Source organism: Streptomyces sp. NPDC052036, from assembly GCF_040680495.1.
GTDB lineage: Bacteria > Actinomycetota > Actinomycetes > Streptomycetales > Streptomycetaceae > Streptomyces.
In genome coordinates this window covers 860781-874797 of record NZ_JBFAWW010000001.1, presented here as the reverse complement: position 1 = coordinate 874797, position 14017 = coordinate 860781, and the positions used below count along the sequence as shown (strand labels likewise).

General features: G+C 69.4%; 5 protein-coding genes, 1 tRNA gene and 1 rRNA gene. 6 read left to right on the top strand and 1 reads right to left on the bottom strand.

The window, feature by feature from the left end:
- The first annotated feature begins 130 nt into the window (after positions 1 to 130).
- From rrf to AB0L95_RS04010, 3 genes are all read left to right on the top strand, one after another.
- A 5S ribosomal RNA gene (rrf, locus tag AB0L95_RS04020) occupies positions 131 to 247 on the top strand.
- A 112-nt stretch (positions 248 to 359) separates the two neighbouring features.
- On the top strand, positions 360 to 1022 hold the full coding sequence (locus tag AB0L95_RS04015) for a DegT/DnrJ/EryC1/StrS family aminotransferase (protein ID WP_365156533.1): 663 nt from the start codon (positions 360 to 362) through the stop codon (positions 1020 to 1022).
- Positions 1023 to 1107: 85 nt separating this feature from the next.
- Positions 1108 to 1180: transfer RNA gene (locus AB0L95_RS04010), tRNA-Thr, on the top strand.
- 104 nt (positions 1181 to 1284) lie between these two features.
- Here the strand turns inward: AB0L95_RS04010 and AB0L95_RS04005 are convergent.
- The gene (locus tag AB0L95_RS04005; protein ID WP_365156531.1) at positions 1285 to 4032 is read right to left on the bottom strand and encodes a SpoIIE family protein phosphatase; all 2748 of its coding nucleotides are present in this window, start codon (positions 4030 to 4032) and stop codon (positions 1285 to 1287) included.
- Positions 4033 to 4407: 375 nt separating this feature from the next.
- Between AB0L95_RS04005 and AB0L95_RS04000 the strand changes: the two genes are divergently transcribed.
- From AB0L95_RS04000 to AB0L95_RS03990, 3 genes are all read left to right on the top strand, one after another.
- Positions 4408 to 9876, top strand: coding sequence for a HAMP domain-containing protein (locus AB0L95_RS04000; protein ID WP_365156404.1), 5469 nt, complete (start codon positions 4408 to 4410; stop codon positions 9874 to 9876).
- A 296-nt stretch (positions 9877 to 10172) separates the two neighbouring features.
- A complete protein-coding gene (locus AB0L95_RS03995; RefSeq protein WP_365156400.1) occupies positions 10173 to 10856 on the top strand; it encodes a response regulator in 684 nt (227 codons plus the stop codon).
- Between the two features lie 201 nt (positions 10857 to 11057).
- On the top strand, positions 11058 to 13805 hold the full coding sequence (locus AB0L95_RS03990) for a DNA translocase FtsK (RefSeq protein WP_365156397.1): 2748 nt from the start codon (positions 11058 to 11060) through the stop codon (positions 13803 to 13805).
- Positions 13806 to 14017: the final 212 nt, after the last annotated feature.

The following is a 14017-nucleotide window of genomic DNA, read 5'->3' as shown; positions in this document are numbered from 1 at the left end:
GTGTGGAGGTGACCGGTACTAATAGGCCGAGGGCTTGTCCTCAGTTGCTCGCGTCCACTGTGTTGGTTCTGAAACCACGAACAATCCCGCCACTGGTTGGTGGTGTGTCGGGTTGTGTGTTTCATAGTGTTTCGGTGGTCATAGCGTGAGGGAAACGCCCGGTTACATTTCGAACCCGGAAGCTAAGCCTTACAGCGCCGATGGTACTGCAGGGGGGACCCTGTGGGAGAGTAGGACGCCGCCGAACAATTCTTCAGAGCGGGTCCCCGAACTTCGGTTCGGGGACCTGCTCTTTTGCGTTGCCCGTCACTTTGCGTTCACTTTGCCGGACGAGCATCCGAGCCATGAGTACTGCAGGAATGCTCAGGGCCGCGGGCATCGGCCGCGGTGACGAGGTCATCGTGCCGGCCTTCGGGAACATCGAGCTTGCCGAGGCCGTGACCCTGGCGGGCGCGACCCCGGTGTTCGCCGACATAGACCCGGTGACGTACTGCCTTGACCCCTTCGCCGTCGAGGCCGCGGTGAGCCCGCAGACCGCCGCCGTCGTCGTCGTGCACCGCTTCGGCCGTCCCGCCGACGTGGCGCGACTGCACGAGGTCGGGCAGCAGCACGGGCTCCTGGTGCTGGAACAGGGGGAGTCCGAGACGCCGTACGCCGAGGTGGCCCAGCGTCGTGAGCGGGCGGCGTACCTGGACCGGCGGCTGCGCGGCGTGCGGACGCCCGATGGCAGCGGCGGCCACACCTACCAGCAGTACGTCGTGCGGGTGCCGGGCAACGGCCGGCCGGACCGTGATGCCTTCGCACGAGCCGTACAGGCCAGAGGAGTCGAGTGCCGGGTCCCCGTGAAGACCCCCGTCCACCGCATGCCGGGATTCCGGCGGGACGTGTGTCTGCCCGAGACCGAGCGGGCCGCCGACGAGACGCTCTCGCTGCCCGTGGACGCCTCGCTGACGAAGCGTGAGATGAACCGGATCGTCTCGGCGTGCAACGCCCTGGGCGGGCTGCTGCAACCCGCCTTCTGAGCCCGCCTCTCGCGTTTGGGAACACACGCAAGTTCGGGGTACGATCTATTCCGTTGCCGCGAGGGGAACCTCGAAAAGGCGACAGGCCCCTATAGCTCAGTCGGTAGAGCGTCTCCATGGTAAGGAGAAGGTCAACGGTTCGATTCCGTTTGGGGGCTCCGAGAAAAGGCCTCGCCCATCAGGGCGGGGCCTTCTTCATGTCCCGGATCCGGCCCGCCCGGCTCTCCCGACTGGGGCCGGGAGCCCGGGCGTTCCTCGCCAGTCAGTCCTTCAGAAGGCCCGGCACCCGCATCGCCAGAATCGCCATGTCGTCCGACGGGGCGTCCGAGGCGAAGCGTTCGACCGCGCGCATGATGCGGGCCGCGACCGCGCCGGCGGTGAGGCCTGTGCAGGTCGTGAGGACCTCCGCGAGGCCGTCGTCGCCCAACATACGGGTGCCCTCGCGGCGTTCCGTGACACCGTCCGTGACGCACAGCAGGACGTCCCCGGGGTCGAGCGTCACCGTCTGCTCGTACAGCTCCAGGTCCTCCATGACGCCGAGGAGCGGCTGCGGTTCGGCGGCCGGCTCCACCGAGCCGTCCTGGCGCAGCCGGAGCGGGAGCGGGTGGCCGGCGCAGACCACCCTCAGTACGGCGCTGCCGTCCTCCTGCGGCCACAGCTCGCCGTAGAGCAGGGTCAGGAAGCGGCTGCGGGCGCCCTCGTCGAGGATCGCGGAGTTCAGGCGCTCCAGCACGGCCGGCCCGCCGAAGCCCTCGCGGGCCAGCAGGCGCAGGGCGTGCCGGGCCAGGCCGGTGACCGCGGCCGCCTCCGGGCCCGTACCGCACACGTCGCCGATGGCGAAGCCGTAGGCGCCGTCGCGGATCGGGAACAGGTCGTAGAAGTCGCCGCCCACCTCGTTGCCCTCGCCGGCCGCGCGGTAGATCACCTCGACCTCGACTCCGTCGATGTCCGGGAGCTCAGGCGGGAGCAGGCTGCGCTGGAGGGACTGGCTGATGGCCGTGCGCTCCGAGTACAGCCGGGCGTTGTCCAGGGCCAGGGCGGCCCGGCGGCTGAGGTCCTCGGCCAGTTCCAGGATCTCCTGGCGGAAGTGTTCGTCGGTCGGCTTGCCCAGTGTCAGCATGCCGATGACCCGGTTGCGGGCCACGAGAGGGAGGACGACCGTCTCGCCGCCGACCGTCGCGGCCGTCGCCAGCGTGGTACCGACGCCCGAACTGACCGCGGGCAGCTCGGGCAGGCCGAGGCTGCGCATGGAGGTGCGCAGTGCTGCCTGGTGGGCCACCTCGGCAGGGGCCGTCCAGACCCGGGCGCCCGGCGTGGGGATGGGTTCCGGCGGGGCGATCTTCGACAGGAGTGCCTTGAGGCCGTCGATGCGCTCCTCGTCCTCGTGCAGGACATAGGACAGATACGGCTCCGACACCTGGTCGGCGATCGTGTACACCGCGCACCAGGAGGCCAGCGTCGGGATGGTCATCTGGGCCATGAGCGCCAGTGTCTGGTTCCGGTCCAGAGTGCCCGCGAGGAGATCGGAGGCCTCGACGAGGAAGCTCAGCGAGCCGCGGCGCAGCCGCTCCAGCTCACCGAGGCGGGCCGACTCCACGGCCAGCGCGATGCGGTCGGCCGCGAACTGGAGACGCAGCGCCTCCTCGTTCGAGTACCGGGAGGGCGACTCGGCCGCGACGCCGAGGGAGCCGGTCAGCCGGCCCTCCACCTTCAGCGGGACCGTCACCACGGAACGCATGCCTGTGCCGCCCAGCAGGGGCACCGCGCCCGGCACGGCGGCCAGGTCGTCGTGAACGGCGGGCATACGCGCCGAGCCGTAGCGGCCGGGGCCCGCGTCGACCGGGACGCGGGCGAAGCGCTGGCGGGCGGAGGGCAGGCCGGTCGAGGCGCGCACCTCCAGCTCCGTCTCGTCGTCGGTGGCCAGCAGGAGGAAGGCGGCGTCGCCGTCGAGCATGTCGCGGGCGCGCTCCACCGTGCGCTGCAGGAGGCCGTCGAGGTCGTCGGGGGCGGGAGAGCCGATGAAGACCTCGAAGGGGTCCGGGACCTGGCCGTCCTGGGCAGTCGCCGTGTCGGTGGCGGGCCCGCGCAGGGGGGTCTGCAGCACGGCCCGCTCGTGGTCGCGCACCAGCAGGCAGACCGTGGAGGGCTCGCCTGCCGTGTCGCGTACGCGAAGGTGAGAGGCGTATACGGGGATCACTCGGCCATCGGCGCCGCGGATGCCGTAGCTTCCCTCCCAGCGGGAGAGCCGGAGGGCCTCGGCGATCCCGGTGCCGGTGCCGGGGGTGTGCGGCCAGGCGGCGAGGTCGGTGAGCGGTTTGCCGGTGACCTGCTCGGCCGCGTATCCGAAGAGATCGTCCGCGTCCTCGTTCCAGGCGGTGATGGTGCCCGTGCGGTCGATCTGGACGACCGCGACCCGGACCCGGCCGTCGGCGAGCGGCAGGAGGTCCGCGGGGAGCGCGGGGCCCGCCGCGCGCGTGCCCACCGGACGTTCGGGGAGGTCGAGCCGGAACCAGACCTGTTTGTGGGTGGGGGTGTACTCGACGCCCCAGCGGTCCGCGAGGGCGGCACAGAGCTGGAGGCCGCGGCCGCCCTCCCGGTCGGGGCTGCCCATGTTCACGGCGCTCGACTGGAGCGGGATCTCACGTTCGGGATACCGGTCGGAGACCTCGATGCGTACGCCGTCGTCGCTGCGCAGGCACAGGACCTCCGCGGCGGTGCCCGCGTGCACGACGGCGTTCGTGACGAGCTCGCTGGTGAGGACCACGGCGTCGTCGACGATGTCCGCGAAGCCCCAGCCCTGGAGGGTGTCGCGGACGAAGGACCGGGCGGTCGCCACCGATCGTCCGACGGGGTCGAAGCTTGCGGCCGCGCGCGCGGTGATCACAGATCTCCCTGTCCTGTTCTCGACGTGCGGGGCGTCCGGGCCGACCCCCTCCTGCCGGGGCAGCGGCTGGTTCCCCCTCTGCCGGGGATCCTGGGGGTTTCCCCCGGGACGCAGTCCGGTGGTCATGGTGCGGTGCCCCTCCGATGCCTGCCCGCTCGTGCTCGTGCCACCGCCCAGGCCGGTCGCACCGGCGCGGCTGGACAGCCGCATGCAAGGTTACTTACCTTCGCCGTCCATGCGGATGCCGGTTGCCGGTGTTTACGTCCGGAGGGTGTGCGGAGCATGTGCGAAGCTGCCGAACTGTTATGGCCTGGTTCAGGCATGGTGAAACACTGGGCAAGCTTCCTATAGAGGTCCGGGCAGGCCGAGTGTCTTCTGCCAGGCCGGGCAGGAGCACCGCGCGTACCCGGTGGAACGGGCACGCTGACGCACGAGCAACCGGTACGTCGAGCAGTACCTCTGAGCACAGCAGTGAAGGTCGACCCCTGCGGGAGGGACACAGTGGAGTCTGGCGCAGCGACGCGGGGCACTAAGGCGCGCGCGAAAGGCGGACAGTCCCTGAGCAACCAGCGCTCGGCGCGCAACGGAACCACCGCGGTGGACACGGCGGCCCTGAACCGGTTGCTGGCGGCTCTCGCGTCGATGAGGGACGGCAATTTCCGGAAGCGGCTGACGGTCTCCGGCGACGGAGTGATGGCCGAGATCGCCGCCGTCTTCAACGAGGTGGCGGACCGGAATCTCCATCTGACCGGCGAGCTGGCCCGGGTGCGCCGCATGGTCGGGCGTGAGGGCAAGCTCACGGAGCGGCTGGAGACGGGCGCCTGCGAGGGTTCCTGGGCGAGTGCGATCGACGCGTCCAACGCTCTCGTGGACGATCTCGTACGGCCCGTCTCCGAGGTGAGCCGGGTGCTGTCGGCGGTCGCCGAGGGCGATCTGTCGCCGCGCATGGAGCTGCGGACGCCGGGACCGGAGGGCACGGGGCATCCGCTGCGCGGGGAGTTCCTGAAGGTCGGTCGTACGGTCAACAACCTGGTCGACCAGCTGTCGACGTTCACCGACGAGGTCACCCGGGTGGCCAGTGAGGTGGGCACCGAGGGCAAGCTGGGCGGTCAGGCCCGGGTGCGCGGTATGTCCGGTTCGTGGAAGGACCTCACGGATTCGGTCAATACGATGGCGTACCGGCTGACCGCGCAGGTGCGGGACATCGCCCTGGTGACGACGGCGGTCGCGAAGGGTGATCTGTCGCGCAAGGTCACGGTGCACGTGGCCGGCGAGATGCTGGAGCTGAAGAACACCGTCAACACGATGGTGGACCAGCTCGCGTCCTTCTCCTCCGAGGTCACCCGGGTCGCCCGGGAGGTCGGTACCGAGGGTGAGCTGGGCGGTCAGGCCCAGGTGCCGGGCGTGTCGGGTGTGTGGAAGGACCTCACCGATTCGGTGAACCTGATGGCGGGCAATCTGACCGCCCAGGTGCGCGGTATCGCGCAGGTGACGACGGCGGTCGCCAACGGTGACCTGTCGCAGAAGGTGACCGTGTCGGCGCGCGGCGAGATGGCGCAGCTCGCCGAGACGATCAACCAGATGACCGAGACGCTGCGCACCTTCGCGGACGAGGTCACCCGGGTGGCCAACGAGGTGGGTGCCGAGGGGCGGCTCGGCGGGCAGGCGAATGTGCCCGGTGCGGCGGGTACGTGGAAGGACCTCACCGATTCGGTGAACACGGTCTTCCGGAATCTGACCACTCAGGTGCGGGACATCGCCGCCGTGACGACAGCCGTGGCGAGCGGTGATCTGTCGCAGAAGGTCACCGTGGACGTGGCCGGCGAGATGCTGGAGCTGAAGAACACCGTCAACGGGATGGTGGACCAGCTCTCCGGGTTCGGTGCCGAGGTCACCCGGGTGGCGCGGGAGATCGGCGTCGAGGGTGAGCTGGGCGGTCAGGCCCAGGTGACGGGTGCGGCCGGAGCGTGGAAGGACCTCACGGACTCCGTCAACACGGCGTTCCGCAACCTCACCGGTCAGGTCCGCAACATCGCCCAGGTGACGACGGCGGTGGCCAACGGTGATCTGTCGCAGAAGGTCACCGTGGACGTCTCCGGTGAAATGCTCCAGCTGAAGAACACCGTGAACACGATGGTGGATCAGCTGTCCGCGTTCGCCGACCAGGTGACGCGGATGGCGCGGGACGTGGGCACGGAGGGCCGGCTGGGCGGCCAGGCCGTGGTGCCGGGCGTGTCGGGCACCTGGAAGGAACTCACCGACTCCGTCAATTTCATGGCGGGCAACCTCACCTCTCAGGTGAGGCAGATCGCCCAGGTGACGACGGCGGTGGCGCGGGGTGACCTGTCGCAGAAGATCGACGTGGACGCGCGCGGCGAGATCCTGGAGCTGAAGAACACCATCAACAACCTGGTGGACCAGCTCTCCGCGTTCGCCGAGCAGGTGACGCGGGTGGCCCGTGAGGTGGGTACGGAGGGCCGGCTCGGCGGTCAGGCGCAGGTGCCGGGCGTGGCCGGTGTGTGGCGGGACCTGACCGACTCGGTGAACGGCATGGCCGGCAACCTCACCACCCAGGTCCGTAACATCGCGCAGGTCGCCACGGCGGTGGCGCGGGGTGATCTGTCGCAGAAGATCGACGTGGACGCGCGCGGCGAGATCCTGGAGCTGAAGAACACCATCAACACGATGGTGGACCAGCTCTCCAACTTCGCCGAGCAGGTGACACGGGTGGCCCGCGAGGTGGGCACCGAGGGCATCCTCGGCGGCCAGGCCGAGGTCCAGGGTGTCTCCGGCACCTGGAAGGACCTCACGCAGTCCGTGAACTTCATGGCGAACAACCTGACCATCCAGGTGCGCAACATCGCGGAGGTCACCACCGCGGTCGCCAAGGGCGATCTGTCGAAGAAGATCACCGTCGACGCCAAGGGCGAGATCCTCGAACTGGTCACCACCGTGAACACGATGGTGGACCAGCTGTCGTCCTTCGCCGAGCAGGTGACGCGGGTGGCCCGCGAGGTGGGCACCGAGGGCATCCTCGGCGGCCAGGCGCATGTCCCCGGTGTCACGGGCATCTGGAAGGACCTCAGCGACAACGTCAACCTCATGGCCAACAACCTGACCATGCAGGTGCGCAACATCTCCCAGGTCGCGGCGGCCGTCGCCAACGGCGACCTGACGCGGACGGTGACGATCGAGGCGCGTGGCGAGGTCGCGCAGCTCGCCGACACCTTCAACACCATGGTGAAGACGCTGAGTTCGTTCGCCGACCAGGTCACCAAGGTGGCCCGTGAGGTGGGCACGGACGGCATCCTCGGCGGTCAGGCGCACGTGCCGGGTGTGGCCGGCACGTGGAAGGACCTCACCGAGTCCGTGAACCAGATGGCGTCCAACCTGACCGGTCAGGTGCGCAACATCGCGATGGTGACCACGGCCATCGCCAAGGGTGACCTGACCAAGAAGATCGACATCGACGCCCGCGGCGAGATCCTCGAGCTGAAGACCACCATCAACACGATGGTCGACCAGCTCTCCTCCTTCGCCGAGGAGGTCACCCGGGTGGCCCGTGAGGTGGGTACGGAGGGGCAGCTCGGCGGCCAGGCGCGGGTCCGGGACGTCGACGGCACCTGGCGCGACCTGACCGAGTCGGTGAACGAGATGGCCGGGAACCTGACCCGTCAGGTGCGTGCCATCGCGCGCGTGGCGACCGCGGTGACCCGTGGCGATCTCAATCTGAAGATCGATGTGGATGCCTCGGGCGAGATCCAGGAGCTCCAGGACTACATCAACAAGATGATCGCCAACCTGCGCGACACCACGATCGCCAACAAGGAGCAGGACTGGCTCAAGGGCAACCTGGCCCGTATCTCCGCTCTGATGCAGGGCCGTCGTGATCTGGAGGACGTGGCGTCGCTGATCATGAGCGAGCTGACGCCGGTGGTCTCCGCGCAGCACGGCGCGTTCTTCCTGGCGATGCAGCTGGTGGACGGCCAGGGCCGGGGCGCCGACGCGGACGACCAGTACGAACTGCGGATGCTGGGGTCGTACGGCTACTCCATGGGCTCCATGCCGACGTCGTTCCGGCCGGGTGAGGCGCTCATCGGGACGGCCGCGCAGGAGAAGCGCACGATCCTCGTGGAGAACGCGCCGAGCGGCTATCTGAAGATCTCCTCCGGGCTCGGCGACGCGCCCCCCGCGCAGGTGATCGTCCTCCCGGTGCTGTTCGAGGGGAAGGTGCTCGGCGTCATCGAGCTGGCGTCCTTCACCCCGTTCACGCAGATCCAGCGGGACTTCCTCAACCAGATCGCCGAGATGATCGCGACGAGCGTCAACACCATCTCCGTCAACACCAAGACCGAGGTGCTGCTCAAGCAGTCGCAGGAGCTGACCGAGCAACTGAGGCTGCGGTCGGAGGAGTTGGAGCAGCGGCAGAAGGCCCTCCAGGCGTCCAACGCCGAACTGGAGGACAAGGCCGAGCTGCTGGCCCAGCAGAACCGGGACATCGAGGTCAAGAACACCGAGATCGAGGAGGCGCGGCAGGTCCTGGAGGAACGCGCCGAGCAGCTCGCGGTCTCCATGCGCTACAAGAGCGAGTTCCTGGCCAACATGTCGCACGAGCTGCGGACGCCGCTGAACTCCCTGCTGATCCTGGCCAAGCTGCTCGCCGACAACGCCGAGGGCAACCTCTCGCCGAAGCAGGTGGAGTTCGCGGAGACCATCCACGGCGCCGGTTCCGACCTGCTCCAGCTGATCAACGACATCCTGGACCTGTCGAAGGTCGAGGCGGGCAAGATGGACGTCTCCCCGACGCGTATCGCGCTCGTGCAGCTCGTCGACTACGTGGAAGCCACATTCCGGCCGCTGACCGCGGAGAAGGGACTCGACTTCTCCGTACGGGTGTCGCCGGAGCTGCCCGCCACGCTGCACACCGACGAGCAGCGTCTGTTGCAGGTGCTGCGCAACCTGCTGTCCAACGCGGTGAAGTTCACCGACACGGGGGCCGTCGAGCTGGTCATCCGTCCGGCGGGCGGCGATGTGCCGATGTCCATCCGGGAGCAGTTGCTGGAGGCCGGCTCGCTGCGGGACCCGGACGCTGATCTGATCGCGTTCTCGGTGGCCGACACCGGCATCGGTATCGCGGCCAGCAAGATGCGGGTGATCTTCGAGGCGTTCAAGCAGGCGGACGGCACGACGAGCCGCAAGTACGGTGGTACGGGGCTCGGGTTGTCCATCTCGCGTGAGATCGCGCGGCTGCTCGGCGGTGAGATCCACGCGCAGAGCGAGCCTGGACGCGGCTCGACGTTCACGCTGTATCTGCCGCTGCACCCGAGCGAACTGCCGCCGCAGGGCTACTCGCAGCTCGCGCCCGCCATGGAGGCCGACGAGCTGCTGGCGTCCGAGGCGGAGTTGTCCGCGCCGGACATCGAGACCCCGGCCGAGGTGAAGTCGTACCAGGAGACCCAGAACGGGCCGGCGGCGCTCTTCCGGCGCCGGCGCAGGGCGGTCTCCGCGGGCGTGCAGCGCGGTGTCGGCGGGGGGCAGGAGCAGTGGGCCGGGGAGCAGCAGGAGGGGCCGCGGCCGCGGCAGGGTGTACGGTTCGACAGCGAGAAGGTGCTGATCGTCGACGATGACATCCGCAACGTCTTCGCGCTCACGAGCGTCCTGGAGCAGCACGGTCTGTCGGTGCTGTACGCCGAGAACGGCCGGGAGGGCATCGAGGTGCTGGAACAGCACGACGATGTCGCGGTGGTCCTAATGGACATCATGATGCCGGAGATGGACGGCTACGCCACGACCACGGCGATCCGGCGGATGCCTCAGTTCGCGGGGCTGCCGATCATCGCGTTGACGGCGAAGGCGATGAAGGGCGACCGTGAGAAGGCCATCGAGTCGGGCGCCTCGGACTATGTGACCAAGCCGGTCGACCCCGATCACCTACTGTCCGTGATGGAACAGTGGATGCGTGTGCAGTGATGTGAATGCGGATGCGGTGAAGGGGCCCTGAATGTTCACGCGGAGTTGCCGACCGAGTGCGGCCCGGGCCGTGTAGAAGTGGGGTGCGGGGGGAACCTTCTGGTCTCCTGCTGCGTTTCTGCTACGTGCACAGTGACATCGCGGTGACAGGGTGTGGTGACGGGCGGGGTGCGGCTACGATGACCGGCACAAGGACGGGCGGCGCAAGGGAGTCGTCCCCTGGGGTGGCGTCGGGCGGCGTCACTCCGAGTCCTGAGGACAGGGGAGGCCCCACGCCGGGGCGAGGAGGGCGGGCCATGGTGCAGAAGGCCAAGATCCTCCTGGTCGATGACCGGCCGGAGAATCTGCTGGCGCTGGAGGCCATCCTCTCCGCGCTCGATCAGACGCTGGTCAGGGCATCGTCCGGGGAGGAAGCGCTCAAGGCACTGCTGACGGACGACTTCGCGGTCATTCTGCTGGACGTTCAGATGCCGGGTATGGACGGATTCGAGACCGCGGCGCACATCAAGCGGCGGGAGCGGACGCGTGACATCCCGATCATCTTCCTGACCGCCATCAACCACGGCCCGCACCACACCTTCCGGGGATACGCGGCGGGGGCGGTGGACTACATCTCCAAGCCGTTCGACCCGTGGGTGCTGCGGGCGAAGGTCTCGGTGTTCGTCGAGCTGTACATGAAGAACTGCCAGTTGCGCGAGCAGGCGGCCCTGTTGCGGTTGCAGCTGGAGGGCGGCGGCAAGTCCGCGGCCGGGGAGAGCAAGGAGCCGGCCGGGCTGCTGGCCGAGCTGTCCGCACGGCTCGCGGCGGTGGAGGAGCAGGCCGAGGCGCTGTCCAAGCAGCTGGACGACGAGTCGGCGGACGCGGCAGCGGTGGCGACGGCGGCTCATCTGGAGCGCAAGCTCACCGGGCTGCGCCGCGCCCTGGACGCACTGGAACCGGGCACGGGCAGCGGCACCCCGCCGGTGCCGTCCCAGAACTGACGTCCTGTTCCGGCCGGGGTGCAGGCGCGCCGGCCGGACGGCCCGGTGGCCGCACCTCGCGACAAGCGACGCCGTCCCGGGCTCCCACCGCGGGCCGGCCGGTGCGGCGCGCTTCTCCGCCAAGCGGCGCAGCCCGATTGAGTCCGCGTCAGTTCAGCGCCTCTCCCGAAGCGACACGAACGGGTGAAGCAGTGGCCACGCGTGTCCCCTGTCGTCTCCACCGGTAATCTCACACTCATGGCCTCACGTCCCGCAGCCAAGAAGTCGCCCGCGAAGAAGGCGGCTGCTCCGAGGCAGGCTCCGGCGAAGAAGGCACCCGCGAAGAAAGCCGCCGCCAAGAAGGCATCCCCCAGGAAAGCCGCGGCGAAGAGGCCGGCTCCCGCACCGGCGCCCAGCCCGACCGCGGGCGTGTACCGGCTCGTACGTGCCCTCTGGCTCGGCCTCGCGCACGCCGTCGGAGCGATGTTCCGCGGTCTGGGGCGGGGCGCGAAGGGGCTCGACCCGGCGCACCGCAAGGACGGCCTCGCGCTCCTGCTGCTCGGTCTGTCACTGATCGTCGCCGCGGGCACCTGGGCCAGTCTGCGCGGCCCCGTGGGCGACCTCGTCGAGATGCTGGTCACCGGCGCCTTCGGACGGCTCGACCTGCTCGTGCCGATACTGCTCGGCGCGGTCGCCGTGCGCCTGATCCTGCATCCGGAGCGGCCGGAGGCCAACGGCCGTATCGTCATCGGCCTGTCCGCGCTCGTCATCGGAGTGCTCGGCCAGGTGCACATCGCCTGCGGCGGCCCGGCGCGCAGCGACGGCATGCAGGCGATAAGGGACGCCGGCGGACTCATCGGCTGGGCCGCGGCCACTCCGCTCACGTACACCATGGGTGATGCCCTCGCGGTGGCGCTGCTCGTCCTGCTCACCTTCTTCGGGCTGCTCGTCGTCACCGCCACGCCCGTCACCGCCATTCCGCAGCGGCTGCGGCTGATGGGCGTGAAGCTGGGTCTTCTGCACGCCTCGGACGACGACCGCGACGGCTTCAGCAGCGAGGACGACGAGCGGTACGACGAGCAGTGGCGCGAGGCGCTGCCCCGCTCCCGCCGGCGGGGATCCGCCGAGGGGCCCTACGACCCGGACGGGGCCGAGGAGGAGGCGATCGCCCGACGGCGCGGCCGCTCCCGGCGCCCCGCCGTGCAGCAGCCCGCCCTGGGCCGGGAGATGGACGCCGTGGACGTCGCGGCGGCCGCCGCTGCCGCCCTGGACGGCGCCGTCCTGCACGGGATGCCGCCGTCACCGCTCGTCGCCGACCTCACCCAGGGGGTCGGCACCCAGGACCGCGAGCCGACGACGCCGACGCCCGTGCCGGGCGCACGGCCCCAGCAGGACAGGCTCCCGGCCGACAAGGCGGTGCCCGACCTCACCAAGGCGGCACCGCAGGAAGTCCGCGATCTGCCGCCGCGTGCCGAGCAGCTTCAGCTCTCCGGCGACATCACCTACTCCCTGCCCTCTCTGGACCTCCTCGAGCGCGGCGGGCCGGGCAAGGCGCGCAGCGCCGCCAACGACGCGGTGGTCGCCTCGCTCACGAACGTCTTCACCGAGTTCAAGGTCGACGCGGCCGTCACCGGCTTCACCCGGGGCCCGACGGTCACCCGCTACGAGGTGGAGCTGGGCCCCGCCGTGAAGGTCGAGCGGATCACCGCGCTCACCAAGAACATCGCGTACGCCGTCGCCAGCCCCGATGTCCGGATCATCAGCCCGATTCCCGGCAAGTCCGCGGTGGGCATCGAGATCCCCAACACCGACCGGGAGATGGTCAACCTCGGTGACGTGCTCCGGCTCGCGGCGGCCGCCGAGGACGACCACCCCATGCTGGTCGCGCTCGGCAAGGACGTCGAGGGCGGGTACGTGATGGCGAACATCGCGAAGATGCCGCACATCCTCGTCGCCGGCGCCACCGGTTCCGGCAAGTCGTCGTGCATCAACTGCCTGATCACCTCGATCATGATGCGGGCGACCCCCGAGGACGTGCGCATGGTCCTCGTCGACCCCAAGCGCGTCGAGCTGACCGCGTACGAGGGCATTCCGCACCTGATCACGCCGATCATCACCAACCCCAAGCGGGCCGCCGAGGCGCTCCAGTGGGTCGTACGGGAGATGGACCTGCGCTACGACGACCTCGCGGCGTACGGCTTCCGGCACATCGACGACTTCAACGAGGCGATCCGCAAGGGCAAGATCAAACCGCCCGAGGGCAGCGAGCGTGAACTGCAGCCGTACCCGTATCTGCTGGTGATCGTCGACGAGCTGGCCGACCTGATGATGGTCGCACCGCGCGACGTCGAGGACGCGATCGTGCGCATCACGCAGCTCGCGCGCGCGGCGGGCATCCATCTGGTGCTCGCCACCCAGCGGCCTTCCGTGGACGTCGTCACCGGTCTGATCAAGGCGAACGTGCCCTCCCGGCTGGCCTTCGCCACCTCCTCCCTGGCCGACTCGCGCGTCATCCTCGACCAGCCCGGCGCCGAGAAGCTGATCGGCAAGGGCGACGGGCTCTTCCTGCCGATGGGCGCGAACAAACCGACCCGTATGCAGGGCGCGTTCGTGACCGAGGAGGAGGTCGCGGCGATCGTCCGGCACTGCAAGGACCAGATGGCGCCCGTCTTCCGGGAGGACGTCGCGGTCGGCGGCAAGCAGAAGAAGGAGATCGACGAGGACATCGGCGACGATCTCGATCTGCTGTGCCAGGCGGCCGAACTGGTCGTCTCCACGCAGTTCGGATCCACCTCGATGCTCCAGCGCAAGCTGCGCGTCGGCTTCGCCAAGGCCGGCCGCCTGATGGACCTCATGGAGTCGCGGAACATCGTCGGTCCCAGCGAGGGATCCAAGGCCCGGGACGTCCTGGTGAAACCCGACGAACTGGACGGAGTGCTCGCCCTCATTCGCGGGGAGTCTCAACCGTAGGGATCGGACGTTCCCGGAAGCGCCGCACGAGCGGGCCGGCCGGGCGCGCCACCGGCACCCCCGGCGACGCGCCCGGCATCCGACCGTGACCCACTCGTAAGTGATCCGTGAGCAACCGTTCCACTGCCGCGCACGTCAACTTGAGCAAGACGACAGCAATATGTCCCACCATCAGGATGACCGGCCATTCAGATGGCGTACAAAGTCGTACC